Raw genomic sequence first — 16,384 nt, 5'->3', positions numbered from 1 at the left:
CGCGTCGGGCAACGGGTCCCTACGCCGCCGCGGTGGCGGCCGCCCGGACCACCAGGTCCCGCAGGTACCGGTGCTCGGGGTCGTCGTCGTGGATGGGGTGCCACCACAGCGCCTCGACCAGCTCGCCCGCGTCGAACGGGCACGGCAGCACGCGGATCCCCGACGACGGCGGGATCCGCCCGGCCAGGCGGCGCTGCAGCAGCGCTATCCGATCCGAACCCGCCACGAGACCGGGAATGGTCAAGAACGTCTCCGTGACGATCTGCACCCGCGGCTCGATCCCGAGCGTGCGCAGGCGGCGCGCGGCCGGTGTCGACGCCGTCGGGCCGTGGTAGGTCACCACCCACGGGAGCGTCTCGAGCTGCTCGATCGTCAGCCGGTCGCCGACGTCGGCGTTGGTGGTCGCGACCAGGCAGACCCACTCGTCGCGGTAGAGGTCCTGGTGGGGGAGCTCGGCGAGCAGGAAGCCGTGGGGGAGGACCAGCAGGTCGGCGTTCACCAGCACCTGGGGCGCGTCGTCGACCGTCTCCGGGATGTTCGGCACGAACCGCAGCCGGGCGCCCGGGGCCTCCTCGGCGAGCAGGCGAGCGATCGTGTCGCCCAGGACGGCGATCGTGTAGTCGCTGATCAGGAGCTTGAACTCGCGGGTGGACGAGCCCGGGTCGAAGTCGGGGGCCGCCGCGAAGACGCGTTCGACGCCCGGGAGTGCCGTCTGGACGCGCTCCTTCAGGCGGATGGCCAGCGGCGTCAGCCGGTACTGGTTGCCCGTCCTGGCCAGCAGCTCGTCGCCGAAGTGGCGGCGCAGCCGCGCGAGCTGCGCCGAGACCGCCGGCTGGCTCAGGCCCAGCCGCTCGGCCGCGCGCGACACGCTGCGCTCGCGCAGCAGCGCGTCCAGGGTGACGAGGAGGTTGAGATCCACTCCGCCACTATCCACCACGCTGATACTCCGTATCAACGATTTCGTCTTCCTGAATACCCCGTGGCTGCCCGACAGTGAACGGGTGGATCGCACCGACCCCGAAAGCGCCATCGCCGCCGCTGCCGCCCGCTGCTCCAACCGCGGCCGGTGGGGCGACGACGACGTGCTCGGCACCCTGAACTTCCTCGACGACGCCAAACGCCGTGCGGGCGCCGCGCTCGTCCGCCGGGGCGCGAGCTTCTCGCTCGCCCAGACCTTCGACGCCGACGGCCCGCAACGGGGCTGGCGCCGCCGGACCAACCCCGTGCACACGATGCTGGACACCGGCGTCGACGCCGAGCGCGGCACCCAGGGCTTCCCGCACGGCCTCGGCGGCGCCGACGACGTCGTCTTCATGCCGCTGCAGGCCTCGACCCAGTGGGACGGCCTCGGCCACATCTTCGACCACGGCCTCGCCTACAACGGCCGCCGGGCCGGGGACGTCGTGACCAGCGAAGGCGACCGCGTCACCGGCATCGAGACCACCGCCGGGCGGATCGCCGGCCGCGGGGTGCTGCTCGACGTCGGCCGCGCGCTCGGGGACGGTGAACTGCCGGACGGCTTCGCGATCACCGCCGAGCACCTCGACGCGACGATCACCGCGCAGGGCGAGACCGCGCGCGTCGGCCGGGGCGACCTGCTGCTGGTGCGGACCGGCCGGCTGGCCCGCGCCCGCCGCGAAGGCTGGGGCGACTACGCCGGCGGCGACTCGCCCGGGTTGTCGTTCACCACCGCGGACTGGCTGCACCGCACGGAGATCGCCGGGATCGCGACCGACACCTGGGGGTTCGAGGTGCGGCCCAACGAGTTCGACGTCGCCTTCCAGCCGCTGCACCAGGTCGTCATCCCGCACGTCGGGCTGTTCCTCGGCGAGATGTGGGACCTCGACGCGCTGGCGGCCGACTGCGCCGCCGACGGCGTCTTCGAGTTCTGGCTGACCGCCGCACCTCTGCCGGTGACCGGGGCCGTCGGCGCCCCGGTCGCGCCGATCGCCGTCAAGTAGGAGGCCGCCATGCCCGCCGTGAACACCGTCCTCGTGGTCGGCGCCGGCCTCGCCGGGACCGGCACCGCGATCCTGCTCGCCTCCCGCGGCGTCGCCGTCGACCTCGTCGAGACCCGGCCCGCGATCGGCGCCGGGGGATCGGGCATCACGTTGCAGGGCAACGCCTTGCGCGTGCTGCGCGACCTCGGCGTGTGGCCCGCCGTGCGGGCCGGGGGCTACTGCTTCGACAGCCTGGGCCTGCGCGCGCCGGACGGCAGCCTGCTGGCCGAGTTCCCCGACGCCCGCACCGGCGGCCCGGACCTGCCCGCGACGCTGGGGATGCCGCGGCCCGCGCTCGCCCGCGTCCTCGGGGACCGAGCCCGCGAGGCGGGTGCGAAGATCCGCTTCGGGCTGTCGCCGACCGAGCTCACCGAGGACGGCGACGTCACCTTCTCGGACGGCTCGACCGGCCGCTACGACCTGGTCGTCGGCGCCGACGGGATCCGCTCCGCGACGCGCGGGCTGCTCGGCATCGACGCCCGGACCCGCGCGACCGGGATGGGGATCTGGCGCGCGTTCGGCCCGCGGCCGGCGTCGGTGACGCGGACGGACCTCTGCTACGGCGGCCCGTGCTACATCGCCGGCTACTGCCCGACCGGCGAGGATTCGCTGTACGCCTACGTCGTCGAAAAGGCCCGGAACCGGAGTTTCCTGACCCCGGAGCAGCGGCTCGCGACCCTGCGGGACCTCGCGGCGGGCTACCACGGCCCGTGGGACGAGATCCGCGAGACGCTCGTCGACCCGGCCCGCGTGAACTACACGTGGTTCGAGACCCACGTCGTCCCGCCGCCGTGGCACCGCGGCCGCGTCGTGCTCATCGGCGACGCCGCGCACGCCTGCCCGCCGACGCTGGCCCAAGGCGGCGCGCAGGCCCTCGAAGACGCCGCGGTGCTCGCCGAGCTCGTGCTCGCCGCCGACGCGCTCGACGACGACCTGCTGGCCGCGTTCACCGCCCGCCGGTACGGCCGCGCGCGGGCCGTCGTCGACGCCTCGAACCAGCTCGGCCAGTGGCTGCTCGACGGCGTCCGCGGGGACGTTCCCGGCCTGATGCGCGAGATCGCCACCCTCGTCACCCCACCCGCCTGAGAGGAACCCATGATCACCCACCTGCGGCACGTCGACCTCGCCGTGCCCGACCTGGCCCGGCAGCGGGACTTCTTCACCGGCGCCTGGGGGCTGTCCGCCGAGCACACCGACTCGGGGATCGCCTTCCTCGCCGCCGAAGGCTCGCCGGAGCAGTACGTCGTCCGGCTCCGCGAGGCGGCCGACAAGCGCATCGACCTCGTCGCATTCGGGGTGGCCTCGGTGTCCGATGTGGACACGCTGGCGGAGCGTCTCGCCGTCGCCGGCGTCACCTTGGTCTCCGAGCCGGGCGGCATGACCACGCCCGGCGGCGGCTACGGGTTCCGGTTCTTCGACAACGAGGGCCGCACGATCGAGGTCAGCGCCGACGTCGCCGTGCGCCGGCACCGCAAGATCGAAGCGGGCGAGCACATCCCGGTCCGGCTGTCCCACGTCGTCCTCAACTCCGCGAACCCCGAGGAGACCCGCGCCTTCTACGAGAAGCACCTCGGGTTCCGGCTTTCGGACATCCTCATGCACCCGCGGATGGGTGAAATGATGTGGTTCCTGCGCATCAACTCCTGGCACCACAGCCTCGCCATCGCGCGCGGCCCGCACCCGTCGCTGCACCACGCGTCCTTCGAGCTGCGCGGGCTCGACGAGTACATGCGCGGCACCGGGAAGCTGCTGCGCGCGGGCGTCGAGAAGATCTGGGGCCCGGGCCGGCACCTGGCCGGCAACAACACCTTCTCCTACTTCCTCGACCCGCACGGCAACACCGTCGAGTACACGACCGAGCTGGAGCTGGTCGACGAGGACGCCTGGCACCCGCACCTCTACGACTTCAGCGACCCCGCGGTGAGCGACCAGTGGGGCACGGCGAACGCGATGGACGAGTTCGTCGCCCGCAAGTCGTTCAACGACCCGGACCGGGGCCTGTTCCTCGCGCCGCCGGTCTGAGCCGTGCGCTTCGCCACCTACCGCCACGACGGCGGCACGCACGCCGGAGTCGTCGCCGGCGACGGACTCCACCCGCTGCCCGAAGGCACCACCGTCCTCGGGCTCGTCCGAACAGGACTGCCCACCGCGCTGGCACTGGGGGAGCACGCGTTGGGCGCGCCCGCGGTGCCGATCGAGCGGGTCCGGCTGCTGCCGCCGCTGGACCCGCCGACCGTGCGCGACTTCGTCACCTTCGAAGCGCACGTCGAAGGGATCGCCGGCGGCGTCGTCCCGGAGTGGTACGAGGCCCCGACGTTCTACTTCACCAACCCGTACGCGCTCGTCGGCGCCCACGACGACGTGCCGGTGCCACCGGGCTCGCGGGCGTTCGACTTCGAGCTGGAAGTCGCCGCGGTGGTCGGCCGCGACGGCTCGTCGCTGACCCCGGCCGAGGCGCGCGACGCGATCTTCGGTTACACGATCCTCAACGACTGGTCCGCGCGGGACCTGCAGCGCCGCGAGATGAAGGTCAACCTGGGGCCCGCCAAGGGAAAGGACTCCGCGACGACGCTGGGGCCGTGGCTGGTCACCGCCGACGAGCTGGCGCCGTTCCGCGACGACGAAGGCTTCCTGTCGCTGGAGATGCGGGTGTCGGTCAACGGCACCGAAGTCGGCCGCGACTCGCTGGCCCACATGGGCTGGCCGTTCGAAGACCTCGTTTCCTACGCCTCGCGCGGCACGTGGGTCCGTGCCGGCGACGTGCTCGGCTCCGGCACCTGCGGCAACGGCGGCTGCCTCGCCGAACTGTGGGGTCGTGGCCGGGAGGTCCCGCCGCTCGCACCCGGCGACGTCGTCGAGATGACCGTCGACGGGCTGGGCACGATCCGCAACACCGTCGTCGCCGGCCCCGACCTGCCACCCGTCGCGCCCGCGCGGCGGCGAACCTCCTGAAAGGACAGTCCGTGTTCGAGTACTTCCCCGGCAACTACGTCTGGAACCTGGGCGTCGTCGCGACGCTCAACAGCGGCGGCCTCATCGACGAGGTCGACCGGGCCTGCCGTCCCATCAAGGAAGCCGCGCAGCGCGGGGAAGACGCCGGGACGGCCGACTTCCTGCGGGCCTGGACCGAGCTGACCGACGAGCTCGCGGACCGGGCCGGGGAAGCCGAGCGAGCCGGGCACGTCCGGACCGCCAAGCAGCTCTACGCCCGCGCCACCAACTACCTCTGCCAGGCCGAGCGGATGCAGAGCGCGTCGGCGCCGGGCCGGCTCGACACCTACCGGCGCGTGCTCGCGCTGCAGGAGAAGGCGTTCGAGACGGTCACGCGCGTCGAAGTCCCGTACGAGGGCACCACGCTGCCCGCGTACTTCAGCCGCGCGGGCACCGGCCGGGCGCCGGTGGTGATCATGTGGAACGGGCTGGACTCCACCAAGGAGCACATGTACGCCTCGCGCCACTGGGCGGAGCTGGCGGCGCGCGGGATCTCGTGCCTGATGGTCGACTGCCCGGGTTCCGGGGAGGCGCTGCGCCTGCAGGGGCTCACCGCCCGCGTCGACACCGAAGCCTGGGCGGCGGCGTGCGTCGACTACCTCGAAACCCGCGACGACGTCGACCCGGCCCGCGTCGGCCTGGTCGGCTGGTCACTCGGCGGCTATTACGCGCCCCGGGCGGCGGCGTTCGAGAAGCGGCTCGCCCTGGTCGTGGCCTGGGGCGCGAACCACGACTGGGGTGCCGTGCAGCGCCGCCGGCTGCAGCGCGAAGGCGAGCGCCCGGTGCCGCACTACTGGGAACACGTGCTGTGGGTGTGGGGGCACGACGACCTCGGGCGGTTCATCGACTTCGCCGACGCGGTCACCCTCGACGGCGTCGTCGAGAAGATCACCGTGCCCTTCCTGATCTGCCACGGTGAGAACGACCGCCAGATCCCGCTCGAGTACGCCCACCGCTCCTACGACCAGGCGACGGCGAGCCCGGACCGGCGGCTGCGGATCTTCACCGCGGCCGAAGGCGGCGCCGAGCACATCGGGCTCGACCACCTTTCCCACCCCAGCACCTACATCGCCGACTGGGTCGCCGACGTCTTCCGCTGAGCGTCAGGACCGGTCGGCCAGCAGGGCGCGCGCGGTCCGGCCACCCGAGGCGAGCGCGCCCTGCAGCGAGCTCGTGTCGCGGTGGTCGCCGCACACGTAGATCCCGTCACCCCAGCGGACCTCGCGGCGGATCGGGTGCGGCGCGGGCATGGCCGGGAGCGCGTGCGGGATCTCGTACCGGCCGACCACCGGCCAGCGGGTCGCGTCGGTGCGGTACATCCGGCCGAGCGCCCGCCGGACCTCGGGCTCGGCGACGGGCGTCAGCGTCGACGCGCTCACCAGGGCGCCGCCCGGTGGCGCGTAGGACGGGCACACTTCGCTGAGCACGGCGGTGTTCACGACGGGGCCGCCGCGGGCGTCGACCATGATGACCGGCTCGTGCGACGGGCGCCGGTCCGGCGCGAAGTACCACGTCGTCACGCCGTTCCAAAGCGGTTCGGCGACGCCGTCGACCAGCCGCGACGCGGTCGTGCCGTCGGTCGCGACGACGATCGCGCGGGCGGTCCAGACGTCGCCGCCCGCGGTGCGCACCTCGCCGGGCCCGATCCGGTCGACCGGCGTGCCGGTGCGCACCGAGCCGGCGGGCAGGCGGGCGGCCAGCTGCCGGGGGAGTGCGCCCATGCCTTCGGCGGGCAACGACGGCGCGGAGCGCAGGAAACTCCGCCAGACCAGCCGGAAGAACCGGCTCGACGTGCTGAGCTCGGCTTCGAGGAAGACGCCGGACAGGAAGGGGCGCAGGACGGTGGCCACGGCCCGGTCGGACAGCCCGGCCTGGCCCAGCTCGTCGGCGGTCGTCCCGTCGTCGCCGCGCACGATCGAGCGGGCGGACCCGGCGGCGACGCGGGCGGAGAGCGCACCGAGGGCGGCGAGGTCCTTCGCGGAGAGGTACCGGCGGGCGGCGACGTCCCGCAGCGCCTTCGGGGCGTCGAGCGGGTGGCCGAGCAGCGAGACCCGGTCGTCGTCGGCGACGCGGACCGCGCGCCAGAACCGGCCGAGGCGCAGGGCGTCGACGTCGACGAGCCGCCGGATCGCCGGGTAGGCGGGGTTGAGGACCTGGAAGCCGCGGTCGAGCCGGAAGCCGTCGACGACGTCGGTGCGCACGCGCCCCCCGACGTCGTCCCCCGCCTCCAGCACGGCGCACTCGACACCGGCCTCGTGCAACCGCCGGGCGGCGGCGAGCCCGGCAAGCCCCGCGCCGATGACGACGACGTCCGTTTCGTGGGTGGTCATGGATCGATACTGCATCGGATCGGCCCGCGGCGCATCGGACGTGAGTAGTGTTCATCGCGCGATTCCGCGATGGCGGCCTTAGGCTTCGGTGACCGCGCATCGGCCGTGCATCGAGAGGTGAACCGACGTGACGACCCTGCCCCGTTCTCGCCCCGCCCCGGTGGCGGTCCTGGCCGGCTTCCTCGCCGCGGTGGCGGCGGTGGCCGTCGTGGGCGGCCTCGCGGCAACGAGATCGAGGGAGGTCTACGGCGCGCTGGTCCAGCCGCCGTGGGCTCCGCCGTCTTGGCTGTTCGGTCCGGTGTGGACGGTCCTGTACATCCTGATCGCGATCTCGGGCTGGCTGTTCTGGCGAGCGTCGGGAACCCGCCGGGAGTTCGCCTGGTACGCGGCGGGGTTGGTCTTGAACGCGGCGTGGACACCGTTGTTCTTCGCGGCGGGCGCTTACACGGTGGCGCTGGTGGAGATCGTGGTCCTCGATGTGGTGGTCGCGGGAACGCTGGTGGTGTTCCGCCGCCGCTCCCCGCTGGCGGCGGGTTTGCAGCTGCCGTACCTGGCGTGGACGCTGTTCGCGACGGCTCTGAACGCGGCGATCGTCTTCCTCAACCCATGAGGGTGGCTTGAGTGCACCGAGCAGCACCAGTCACGATCGAGGGCGCCTGGATCCCATGATCCAGGCGCCTCGTCGGGTACCGGAAGGGGCTCCGGTGGATTCTCGGAGCCCCTCACCTACTTACGTCCCGAAGACGCGTGTTGGTGTTTCTCTGCCGAGGACAAGATGGGCTCCGATCAAGTTGTTCGTGCGTTCCTCCAGGTTAGCAGCCCGAACCAGCTGCTGAATTCGCGAAAACCGACGGGAAGCCCGGGCGGCGCGGCGCCCACCGCGCGTTCATCGCCGCCTCCCGCGACCCGGCCGTCCCCTCGGCGGGCCGCGGGTGAATTCCCGGCGCGCATCCGCAGGCACCGCGACGCCGGCGCGACGTTCCGCGCCCACAGCTGAGCGCCCATCGCGCGTTCATCGCCGCCTCCCGCGACCGGCCGGCCCCCCAGCCGGCCGGCCTCAGTCGTCAAGCCTGCCTCAGCGCGTCCCCAGCGCCGCCCGGACCGCTCGTTCCACCAGGATCGGCACGAACGCGTGGATGCGCGCCCCGGCGAAGCGGGCTCGTTCGTGGTCGACCAGGTCGTGCAGGCGGGGGCGGGCGATGTTCGCGTAGTCGTGGCCCAAGCGGTCCTCCAGCTGGGCGAAGTGGGTGTCGAGCGCTGCGGAAGCCATCGTGTCGAGCGTGCTCATCGTTCACCTTCCGGTTGCCGTCGTACCGGGAACATGCCCCGTGAGACGGCCGGAAGGTGAATCGGAGGTGAACACCGGACTTCGGTCAGCGGCGGGGCAGCACCACGACCGCGTCGCCGACCGGGCGCTCGCCCGTCGCGTCCGAGGGTGAGCTGACGAGCTTGCCGTCGATCGCCATCGCCGTCGAGCCGCCGCCGTCGAGGTTGATCGCGTCCACCGCGCCCAGGCGCTTCAGCAGCTCGGCGCCCTCCACCAGCGACAACCCCTCGCTGTAGCCCGGCTGGCGGCCGTCGGCGGTGACGATCAGCAGGCGGCCGCGGCGGTCGAGGCCGACCATCGTGCGCGGGTTGCGCTTGACGCCCCAGCCGTAGACGAACGACGGGTCGCCGGGGTGCACGATGCCGTCCGCCGCCGCGTTCACCGACACCCGGCCGTTGCGGACCAGCCACGGGCCGCCGTTGACCACGCCCGCCGGGTGGACCGGGTGGCCGTCCGCGAAGATCCGCGTGTCGACGCGCAGCCGGGTGCCCGGCCGCGCGTGCGCGGTCAGCCACGTCGCCGCCGCGCCGGTGCCCTGGACCGTGTGGCCGGCCGCCGGCACGTCGCCGCCCGGGGGCCGCAGCGCGGTGACGACGTCGCGGGCGTCGAGCACGGCTTCGACGCCGTCACCCGCCGGGGTGGGGGTGCCGAGCTGCGGGGTGAACAGCACCAGCTCGTCCGGGTGGGTGCAGGTCGTGTCGTGCAGCGGCCGGTCGGTCGGGACGTCGCCGGGCTCGCCGCAGTTGCGGATCACGCCCGGCTTGCGGTTGACGCCGTTCACGGGGTGGCCGCCGACGGTGACCGCGGTGCGCGGGACGCCGATCGACGGGCGTTCGCCCAGCAGCAGGGCGGGCCGTCCGGTGGTGGCCTCGCTCTGCAGCAGCCCCTGGTAGACGCCGGCGCCGGCGGGCTCGCCGGGGATGCCGTCGCGCGGGTCGATGACGAAGAACCCGCCGTTGGCCCCGACCAGCGCCCCGGCGGCGGCGGACAGCGCCGACGTCGTGCGCCGCCCCGCCACGGACTCCCCGTGCGAGGCGGCGACCCGCCCGGTGAACCGCTTCGGGTCGACGACGGCGACGCGCACGCGCTGCGGGCCGCCGGCTTCGGGGCCGTCCTGCCCGGTCCACTCGACGCCGCCGCCGAAGCCGTTCGCGCTCATCGCGCTCGCGGTGGCGGCCGCCTGCGCCCGGTCGGTGAAGGAGCCGACGCGCACCCGCCAGCCGAGCGGGCCCCGGGGCGTGTCGGCGAACGCGGGCCAGTCGACCCGCTCGGCACGCGCGTCGAAACCCTTGGCCCGCAGCGACGTCACGAGCGCGTCGGCGTGCTCGCGGGTGCCGAGCGCGGACGGTGGCGCGTCGGGGTCGGGGCTCGACCCGCCGGGCACCTGCGCGGTGATCGTCCAGGTGTTGTGGCCGGTGCCTTCGCCGGTGAAGGTGGTGTAGACCGTCACGCCCGGCGCGAGCTCGCGGCCGCCGGTCGCGGCGGTGGCGGGGGTGCTCAGCGCGGCGGTGAGCGCGGCGGACAGGAACAGCGCGGCGGGCAGCTTCGTCTTCACGCGGGGCAACGTACCGGGCGCAGCCGGCTTCTTCCCCGGTTCCGGCCGAATTCCCGGTGTACGCCGGGCGGCGCCGGGCCTACCGCTCGCCGGCCAGGAACTCGGCCGCCCACCGCAGCGCCGTCGTGCAGGCCTCGGCCTCGCTGCCGCGGAAGTGCTCGACGACGTCGCCGCCGGACCACAGCATCAGCGCCACCGTGCCGGGGCGGATCGGGGTGAGGCCGAGGAGCCGCCGGTCGCCGTTGCGGTCGAGAGCGCGTTCGGCGGTGAGCCACTGCCCGGTCGTGCCGGTGCGGGTCACCACCCAGTCCGGGTCCGCGGCCAGGTCGGTCACGGACCGCGGTGCTTCGGCGTACATGGGAACTAGCCTGACACAACTTCGGCGACGAGGTGTTCATCCGGTGAACGGAAGCTGAACACGTGGCGCGGTTCGGCCGGGGGACCGAGGTGATCGTTTACGGTGTGCCGACCTGGGGGCCGCGACCGCAGGGAGCCGTCATGCCCACCCGCACCACCGTGGCCGACTGGACGATCACCGCGTCCGGCGACACCGCGACGTTCACCCACGCCGTGTCGGCGCCGCTCGTGTCGGACGGCCGCGGGTTCGCGGTCGCGGAGACCGACCTCGCCGCGTTGGACAAGGTGCTGGGCGAAGTGATGAAGCTGCCGGTCTACTGGCTGGCCCGCGGCCGCCGGGACGCCGAGGCGGGCGAAGCGGCCGTGTGGTCGGAGCCGCGCTACGACGCCGAGGACGAGTCCGTCCACTTCGCGGGTCCGTGCCGGGTGGCCGAGCCCGGCTTCGCCGTCGACCTGGTCCACCTGCGCGGGCTGCGGATCCGGATCGCGTCCTTCCGGGCCGCGGGCGCATGGCGTCCGCAGCACCGCACGAACGGATAATCGCCCTTCCTCCGGCGCTGCTTTACTGGCGGCAATGCCCGCGTCGGTGGTCGAAGGACGGAGTCGGACCGTGGAGCTGGTCTACGAATCCCTGTACATCGGCGGCAAGTGGGTCGCGCCTTCTTCGGCCCGGACCATCGAGGTCGTTTCGGCCAGCACGGAGCAGGTCATCGGCCGGGTGCCGGAAGCGGCCGAGGCCGACATCGACGCGGCGGTGGCGGCGGCCCGGACCGCGTTCGACGACCCGGTCGGCTGGAGCTCCTGGGAGCCGGCCGAGCGCGCGGCGGTGATGGAGCGGCTGGCGGTCGCGCTCGACGCGCGGGCCGGGGAGACGGCGCGGCGGGTGAGCAACCAGAACGGCCTGCCGATCTCGATCGCCAACGCCGTCGAGGGCGGGTTCCCGCAGCTGATCCTGCGCTACTACGCGGGCCTGATCCGGACCGCGGTGCTCGACGAGGCCCGCGACGGGCTGCTGGGCGGCAAGGTCCGCGTGCGGCGGACGCCGGTCGGGGTGGTCGGCGCGATCGTGCCGTGGAACCTGCCGATGACGCTGGCCGCGTTCAAGCTCGGCCCGGCGCTCGCGGCGGGGTGCACGCTGGTCCTGAAGCCGAGCCCGGGCACGGTGCTGGACGCGCAGCTGTTCGCCGAGGCGGTCGACGAGGCGGGCTTCCCGCCGGGGGTGATCAACGTCGTGCAGAGCGGCCGCGAGGGCGGCGCCCACCTGGTGTCGCACCCGGGCGTCGACAAGGTCGCGTTCACCGGCTCGACGGTGGCCGGCCGGCAGATCGCCGAGACGTGCGGCAGGCTGCTGCGCCCGGTGACGCTCGAGCTGGGCGGCAAGTCCGCGGCGATCGTGCTGGACGACGCCGACCTGAGCGCGAACCCGCAGGACCTGTTCCTGTCGACGATGGTCAACAACGGCCAGACCTGCCACCTCACCACCCGCATCCTGGCGCCGGCGAGCCGCTACGACGAGATCGTCGAGACGTTCACCGGCTTCGCGGCCGGCCTCGCGGTGGGCGACGCCCTCGACCCGGCCACCCAGATCGGCCCGCTGGCCTCGGCGGCCCAGCGCGAGCGCGTCGAGGGCTACATCGCGAAGGGCCTGGCCGAAGGCGCCCGCCTGACCACCGGCGGCGGCCGCCCGGCCGGGCAGTCCCGCGGCTGGTTCGTCGAGCCGACGGTGTTCGCCGACGTGGACAACCACTCGACGATCGCCCGCGAGGAGATCTTCGGCCCGGTCCTGTCGATCATCAAGTACGAGACCGACGAAGAGGCGATCACCCTCGCGAACGACTCCCCGTACGGCCTCGGCGGCACGGTCTGGACCACGGACCCGGCCCGCGGCCAGGCGGTCGCGAGCCGGATCCGCACGGGAACGATCGGCGTGAACACCTACACGGTCGACCCGGCGGCTCCTTTCGGCGGGGTGAAGGATTCGGGGCTGGGCCGGGAGCTGGGCCCGGAGGGGCTGACCGCTTACCAGGCGCTGCAGTCGATGCACCTGCAAGCCTGAGCTACCCGAGTGCGGCGAGCGCCTTCAAGAAAGCGGCCTCGGAGACGACCGGGACACCGCATTCGCGAGCTCGCTTCGCCTTGCCCGAAAGTGAGTCCGGGTCGGCCGCGGCGAGCACCCGCGTCTGCTTGCTGACCGAGGTGGTGACGCGGATCCCGGCCGCGGCGGCCTCGGCCGCGATCTCCGCACGCCCCCGGCTCATGTCCCCGGTGAGCACCACCTTGTCACCCGGCCGCAGCGTGAGGCCGCCGACCTTCCGCTCGCCCGCCGGCGTCCGCACGGAGTCGCGTTCCTCGTCGAGGATCGTTTCGACGATCGCCGGTTCGAGGGCCAGCAGCGTGGCGACGGTGAGCAGGTCGTGCCGCTCCTCGTCGGTGACCACCTGGTCGGCCCAGGCTTCGCGCGCCAGATCACGCAGGTAGCTCAGGTGCAGGGCCACGACTTCGTCCTTGTGCAGGCCGAGGTCGTGGGCGATTTCGACAAGCGCGTCGCCTTCGGTGGCCGAGATCTGCCGGTCGAGCAAGGCGTCGTCGAGCATCGCGAGGTACGCGTCGACCGCCGGTTCGCCGTCTCGTGGCATCCGTTCGACGAGGCGGGCGAGGAAGTGCGGCTCGACGTGCCCGACCGCCGTGCGCTGAACGGTCCGGACCGCGCCCGGCTCGAGCCGGGGCCACGCCCAGTTCGCCGCGCGCAGCTGGGCTTCGGTCGTGGCGACCGCCTTCGGTGCGTGCCGCAGGAAGAACCCCAGCAGCTCACCGGCCGCCCGGGCGTCGTCGAGCGCGGTGTGCCAGGAGCGCTCGGACAGCCTCGCGGCCGCGCAGCAGTCGATCAAAGACCGTCCGGAATTCAGCCGCGCCCGGCCTGCCGCGCGCATGGTGCAGAGGCCGGCGTCGGTCTCGAACGGCGTGTCGATGCCCAGGCGGCCGAATTCCGCGCGCAGGTGCATCGCGTCGAAAGCCCAGTTGTGCGCGACCACCACGCGGCCGCTCAGGCGCTGGACGAGTTCCCCGGCGAGGTGCTCGAACCGCGGTGCCCGGCGCGCGTCGGCGGCCCGGATGCCGTGGATGGCCTGGGGACCCAGATCGCGATCGGGGTTGACGAGTGTCACCCATTCGTCGGTGATGCGCCCGGCCGGGTCCAGGTGGACGACTGCGATCTCCGCGATGCGGTGGCGCCAGCCGGTGAGGATGCCGGTGGTCTCGGTGTCGATGACGGCATAGCCGCGTGCGGGGTTCACAGCGGCAGCCGGTTCGAGCCGGCGGACTGGACGGCAGCCAGCCATCGCGGCGGCAGCGGCTCGGCGTCACCGTGCTCGGCCTGCACGTACCGGCGCCGGCCCTTCACCTGCTCGGTTTCCGCCCAGACGGCCACCAGCCACCGCAAGGTGCGCGCGATCGTCAGGACTTCGGAGACCACGGGTGTCCCGGGCGCGGGCGAAATGCGGGCGACCCGTTGCAGCGACGTGAAGTCGTCGATCTCGGCGTCGAGGGGCAGGTCGTGCGTCCACTCGAGCGGGGTGATCGTCTTGCTTTCCTTCCTCGCGTCTTCGACCGTGCGGTCGTACTGCCGTCGTCGCTGCGCGGCTTCCCGGAAGGCGTCCACCGGGGAGAACAGCTGCAGCTGCCACCAGCCGTCGTCGATGCCGCAGTCCGCCGCGGCGGTCAGCCGCTTGAGCCATTCCTGCACGTCCTCCGGGTGGACGGCGGCGATCGCGCGCCGCTCGAGGAGGCTCAGGAGACGCCGTGCCGCGTCCGGTGCGGTGAACGCTTCGGCCACGGGAACGATCCAAGCCCCGGTGGGATCGCCCGCCGGACTCACGTGCCAGGTCGCCAGCGACTCGGCCTCGTGGTCACCGGTGCCCACACAGAGCACTGCGCTCCCCGGCGCCCGCAGTGCCTCGAGCTTCTCGAATGGTTCCGCCATGGTCAGGTCTGTCACCGACCGCCTCCTTCGTCGACCGACATCAAGTCGTCGACGCGGGCGGGTTGTTACACATGATCGTGGATCACCGCCGTGGAGGCGGGGACGGCGGCGTAGCCGCTGACCGCGTCCGGGGAAATCACCTCCGACGTCGTCCGGTCGGTCAGCAGCAGGTGACCAGGCCCGCCCGTCAGGTCCTCAAAGTGGATCATCAGGGAGTCCTTGATCTCCGGAGTTCCTCGACCACGTTGTCGAACTCGGCCGTGCCCAGGCGGACGCCGCCGCGGTTAAGGGTCGGGGTCGTTCTAGAAGGCGATCGGCATCGACGGCGTCGGGCGGCGGACCATCAGCTCGCCGCGGCGGTGTGGGACCCACGGGTTACCCGCCGCGAACGCCTAAGCGAACAGTGACACCTCCGCTTCGGCCGCGAGCCGCCACTACGCGCCGAGGTCCGGGTACTACGGGTTGCCGTCGGTCAGGAGCACGGCCAGGTGGAACGCGTGCGCCTTCAGATGTGCCAGCAGAATGCCGCCGTGACCGTGGCCACGAGAGCAAAGCGTCCACTGTGTACTGTCCATGCGAGACGTCGACGACGTGACGCGGCGAAGGCGGCCCGGCCCGGATTACCGCCACATCGTAGCTTTGTCGATCTCTTTGGCGCCGTAGGTGCAGCGCGAACCGGGCGCGGGCCCGGGCGACCCGGTCCGCCAGCTCGCCGAACGCCAGCGATTCCGGCGGCCGTGTCCGGGAGCGCGCGAGCACGGCGAGCGAGCCGGAGTTTCCGTCCAGCGCGTGCTCGGCGTAGTTTAGCCCGCCCGGGGACCACCTTCGCCCAGAACCCTTCGGGGTCGGTCACCGACCCCGGCGCCAGAACTCATCGTACGAGCCGAATCCGCGGCCGAAGGTGTCCAGCTCGCTCAAGCGCCGTCGTGGGCGTCGGTCATCAGCTCCGCCAGGTCTTCCGGTGCGAGGAACGACGGCGGGGGCGGTGGGCCCCACGCGTACAGGCTCTTCTCCCCGGCGACGACGCGGGGTTCCCAGAGCTGGTCCTCGAGGATGCAGTCGATGTCGGAGTAGTACTCGGAGAAGTTCCCGGCCGGGTCGCGCAGGTACCAGAAGAAGTTCGAGCCGATGTAGTGCCGGCCCAGGCCCCACGTGTGGCGTTCCGGGTGGCCCTGGAGCATCGCGGTGGCGCCGCGGCCGACCTCGTCGACGTCGTCGACCTCCCACGACGTGTGGTGCAGGAAGCTCACCGGCGCCTGCTGCACCAGCACGTTGTGGTGATCCGTGGAGCAGCGCATGAACGCGGCCAGCCCCGGGGCTTCGTCGCTGACCTTGAAGCCCAGGCCCTCGGTGAAGAACCGCTGGGTCGCCGCCTGGTCGGTCGAGCCGAACACGACGTGGCCGAGCTTGCGCGGCCGCACCGGCGGCTCGCGGTCGATCCCGGGCGCGCGGACGTTCGCGCGCCGCACCGAGCCGGGCTGGTTGTAGGCCACGGGTTCCGGCGGTTCCTGACGCAGGCGGGGCGCGACCGAAACGACGACGTCGAGCCCGGTGACCGGGTCCTTCGTGTGCAGTTCGTCGCCCTCGACGCGGCTTTCGACGTCGAGGCGCGCCAGCGACGCGGTGATGCGGCCCAGGTCGTCGGGGTCGTCGGCGCCGATACCGAGGGTCAGCAGCCGGCGCTGCCGGGTCCGGCGCAGCTCCAGCTGCTCGCCGCCGTCGGCGGTGGCGAAGCCGGAATCGGTCGGCGTCAGGCCGAATTCCGTGTAGTACTTGGCGGTTTCGTCGACGTCCGGGACGCCGATGGTGATCTTGGTGAGGCGGTGCAGGCTCATGCCGGTTCCT

17 protein-coding genes are annotated in these 16,384 nt (G+C 72.9%); 8 read left to right on the top strand and 9 right to left on the bottom strand.

Annotation, left to right across the window (positions count from 1 at the left end):
- Positions 1 to 19 precede the first annotated feature (19 nt).
- Complete coding sequence (locus ACLJQM_RS37685; protein ID WP_410635098.1) at positions 20 to 919, bottom strand: LysR family transcriptional regulator; 900 nt, start codon at positions 917 to 919, stop codon at positions 20 to 22.
- Positions 920 to 1,001: 82 nt separating this feature from the next.
- On the opposite strand from ACLJQM_RS37685, the gene ACLJQM_RS37680 reads away from it, so the two are divergent.
- The 5 genes from ACLJQM_RS37680 to ACLJQM_RS37660 are packed head-to-tail and all read left to right on the top strand — an operon-like array spanning position 1,002 to position 6,091.
- Positions 1,002 to 1,961, top strand: a complete 960-nt coding sequence (locus tag ACLJQM_RS37680; protein WP_360776945.1) for a cyclase family protein — start codon at positions 1,002 to 1,004, stop codon at positions 1,959 to 1,961.
- Between the two features lie 9 nt (positions 1,962 to 1,970).
- Entirely contained in the window at positions 1,971 to 3,086 is a 1,116-nt protein-coding gene (locus ACLJQM_RS37675; protein ID WP_410635097.1) for an FAD-dependent oxidoreductase, read from the top strand.
- A gap of 9 nt (positions 3,087 to 3,095) precedes the next feature.
- Positions 3,096 to 4,022, top strand: a complete 927-nt coding sequence (locus tag ACLJQM_RS37670; RefSeq protein WP_410635096.1) for a VOC family protein — start codon at positions 3,096 to 3,098, stop codon at positions 4,020 to 4,022.
- A gap of 3 nt (positions 4,023 to 4,025) precedes the next feature.
- On the top strand, positions 4,026 to 4,952 hold the full coding sequence (locus tag ACLJQM_RS37665; RefSeq protein ID WP_410635094.1) for a fumarylacetoacetate hydrolase family protein: 927 nt from the start codon (positions 4,026 to 4,028) through the stop codon (positions 4,950 to 4,952).
- Positions 4,953 to 4,963: 11 nt separating this feature from the next.
- Positions 4,964 to 6,091, top strand: a complete 1,128-nt coding sequence (locus tag ACLJQM_RS37660; RefSeq protein WP_360776952.1) for an alpha/beta hydrolase family protein — start codon at positions 4,964 to 4,966, stop codon at positions 6,089 to 6,091.
- A gap of 3 nt (positions 6,092 to 6,094) precedes the next feature.
- On the opposite strand, the gene ACLJQM_RS37655 is transcribed toward ACLJQM_RS37660, so the two are convergent.
- Complete coding sequence (locus tag ACLJQM_RS37655) at positions 6,095 to 7,321, bottom strand: NAD(P)/FAD-dependent oxidoreductase (protein ID WP_410635092.1); 1,227 nt, start codon at positions 7,319 to 7,321, stop codon at positions 6,095 to 6,097.
- Between the two features lie 127 nt (positions 7,322 to 7,448).
- Here ACLJQM_RS37655 and ACLJQM_RS37650 point away from each other — a divergent pair, with 127 nt between their 5' ends.
- Positions 7,449 to 7,931, top strand: coding sequence for a TspO/MBR family protein (locus ACLJQM_RS37650; protein ID WP_247022802.1), 483 nt, complete (start codon positions 7,449 to 7,451; stop codon positions 7,929 to 7,931).
- Between the two features lie 465 nt (positions 7,932 to 8,396).
- On the opposite strand, the gene ACLJQM_RS37645 is transcribed toward ACLJQM_RS37650, so the two are convergent.
- The 3 genes from ACLJQM_RS37645 to ACLJQM_RS37635 all read right to left on the bottom strand — a co-directional run bounded on the left by ACLJQM_RS37645 (position 8,397) and on the right by ACLJQM_RS37635 (position 10,561).
- Positions 8,397 to 8,609, bottom strand: a complete 213-nt coding sequence (locus ACLJQM_RS37645) for a three-helix bundle dimerization domain-containing protein (protein ID WP_247022803.1) — start codon at positions 8,607 to 8,609, stop codon at positions 8,397 to 8,399.
- A gap of 85 nt (positions 8,610 to 8,694) precedes the next feature.
- Entirely contained in the window at positions 8,695 to 10,203 is a 1,509-nt protein-coding gene (locus ACLJQM_RS37640; RefSeq protein ID WP_410635090.1) for a phosphodiester glycosidase family protein, read from the bottom strand.
- A gap of 79 nt (positions 10,204 to 10,282) precedes the next feature.
- Entirely contained in the window at positions 10,283 to 10,561 is a 279-nt protein-coding gene (locus tag ACLJQM_RS37635) for a hypothetical protein (protein WP_360776959.1), read from the bottom strand.
- Positions 10,562 to 10,701: 140 nt separating this feature from the next.
- On the opposite strand from ACLJQM_RS37635, the gene ACLJQM_RS37630 reads away from it, so the two are divergent.
- Both ACLJQM_RS37630 and ACLJQM_RS37625 read left to right on the top strand, forming a co-directional pair.
- Positions 10,702 to 11,100: a hypothetical protein gene (locus ACLJQM_RS37630; RefSeq protein WP_247022806.1), complete on the top strand. Its 399-nt coding sequence runs from the start codon at positions 10,702 to 10,704 to the stop codon at positions 11,098 to 11,100.
- A 70-nt stretch (positions 11,101 to 11,170) separates the two neighbouring features.
- Entirely contained in the window at positions 11,171 to 12,616 is a 1,446-nt protein-coding gene (locus ACLJQM_RS37625) for an aldehyde dehydrogenase (protein ID WP_410635089.1), read from the top strand.
- A gap of 1 nt (position 12,617) precedes the next feature.
- Here ACLJQM_RS37625 and ACLJQM_RS37620 read toward each other — a convergent pair whose 3' ends face one another.
- The 4 genes from ACLJQM_RS37620 to ACLJQM_RS37605 form a co-directional block, all read right to left on the bottom strand.
- Positions 12,618 to 13,853 (bottom strand): exonuclease domain-containing protein, encoded by a 1,236-nt coding sequence (locus tag ACLJQM_RS37620; RefSeq protein WP_410635087.1) that lies wholly within the window; start codon positions 13,851 to 13,853, stop codon positions 12,618 to 12,620.
- Positions 13,850 to 14,554, bottom strand: a complete 705-nt coding sequence (locus ACLJQM_RS37615; protein ID WP_410635085.1) for a DUF6218 family protein — start codon at positions 14,552 to 14,554, stop codon at positions 13,850 to 13,852. The genes ACLJQM_RS37620 and ACLJQM_RS37615 overlap by 4 nt, the downstream gene beginning before the upstream one ends.
- A gap of 50 nt (positions 14,555 to 14,604) precedes the next feature.
- Positions 14,605 to 14,748 carry a hypothetical protein gene (locus ACLJQM_RS37610; protein WP_410635084.1) on the bottom strand — a complete coding sequence of 48 codons (144 nt, stop codon included), beginning with the start codon at positions 14,746 to 14,748 and terminating at the stop codon, positions 14,605 to 14,607.
- A gap of 705 nt (positions 14,749 to 15,453) precedes the next feature.
- Complete coding sequence (locus ACLJQM_RS37605) at positions 15,454 to 16,374, bottom strand: VOC family protein (RefSeq protein ID WP_410635082.1); 921 nt, start codon at positions 16,372 to 16,374, stop codon at positions 15,454 to 15,456.
- Positions 16,375 to 16,384 lie beyond the last annotated feature (10 nt).

It is taken from the genome of Amycolatopsis sp. cmx-4-83 (assembly GCF_046548815.1).
In the GTDB taxonomy this organism is placed as follows: Bacteria; Actinomycetota; Actinomycetes; order Mycobacteriales; family Pseudonocardiaceae; genus Amycolatopsis; species Amycolatopsis pretoriensis_A.
Note: the sequence above shows the minus strand (reverse complement) of the source record. Positions and strands in the feature narration are given on the sequence as shown.

Bases quoted from the DNA above. Each gene is read 5' to 3' on its own strand.
- ACLJQM_RS37675 (WP_410635097.1), top strand. From the start codon at position 1,971: ATGCCCGCCGTGAACACCGTCCTCGTGGTCGGCGCCGGCCTCGCCGGG.
- ACLJQM_RS37670 (WP_410635096.1), top strand. From the start codon at position 3,096: ATGATCACCCACCTGCGGCACGTCGACCTCGCCGTGCCCGACCTGGCC.
- ACLJQM_RS37655 (WP_410635092.1), bottom strand. From the start codon at position 7,321: ATGACCACCCACGAAACGGACGTCGTCGTCATCGGCGCGGGGCTTGCC.
- ACLJQM_RS37645 (WP_247022803.1), bottom strand. From the start codon at position 8,609: ATGAGCACGCTCGACACGATGGCTTCCGCAGCGCTCGACACCCACTTC.
- ACLJQM_RS37635 (WP_360776959.1), bottom strand. From the start codon at position 10,561: ATGTACGCCGAAGCACCGCGGTCCGTGACCGACCTGGCCGCGGACCCG.
- ACLJQM_RS37630 (WP_247022806.1), top strand. From the start codon at position 10,702: ATGCCCACCCGCACCACCGTGGCCGACTGGACGATCACCGCGTCCGGC.
- ACLJQM_RS37610 (WP_410635084.1), bottom strand. From the start codon at position 14,748: ATGATCCACTTTGAGGACCTGACGGGCGGGCCTGGTCACCTGCTGCTG.
- ACLJQM_RS37605 (WP_410635082.1), bottom strand. From the start codon at position 16,374: ATGAGCCTGCACCGCCTCACCAAGATCACCATCGGCGTCCCGGACGTC.